1 protein-coding gene is annotated in these 592 nt (G+C 66.0%); it reads left to right on the top strand.

The window, feature by feature from the left end:
* The coding region (locus D3H34_RS33520) for a RelA/SpoT-related domain-containing protein (RefSeq protein ID WP_147400637.1) at positions 1-592 on the top strand (592 nt) is incomplete at both ends.

Here is a 592-nt window from a genome sequence, read left to right as displayed (position 1 = left end):
CCCGACACCTACCGCGAGATCGCGCGGCTGCTCGACGAGAAGCGCACCGAGCGCGAAGTCTTCATGGAGCAGCTGCGCGCCCGGCTCGAAAGCGATCTGCGCGCCTACAGCATCAGCGCCACGGTGCAGGGCCGGCCCAAGCATATCTACAGCATCGTCAAGAAGATGCGCGGCAAGTCGCTGGACTTCGACCAGGTGTTCGACATCCGCGCGCTGCGCGTGGTCGTGCCGACGATCAAGGACTGCTATACCGCGCTGTCGTGGGTGCATGAGCGCTTCACACCGATAGAAGCCGAGTTCGACGACTACATCGCGCGCCCCAAGGCCAACGGCTACCAGTCGCTGCACACCGTGGTGCGCGACGAGAACGGCCGGGCCATCGAAATCCAGATCCGCACCCAGGCGATGCACGACCATGCCGAGCACGGCGTGGCCGCGCACTGGGCCTACAAGGAGGCCGGCTCCAAAGGCTATGCGGGCGTCAGCGCGACCAGCGAATACGACGCCAAGATCGCGGTGCTGCGCCAGCTGCTGGCCTGGGGTAACGACCTCGCGGGCACGCCCACGCACCGCGGCCTTTTCGAAGACCGTA

The sequence above is a fragment of the Acidovorax cavernicola genome (assembly GCF_003581445.1).
Note: the sequence above shows the minus strand (reverse complement) of the source record. Positions and strands in the feature narration are given on the sequence as shown.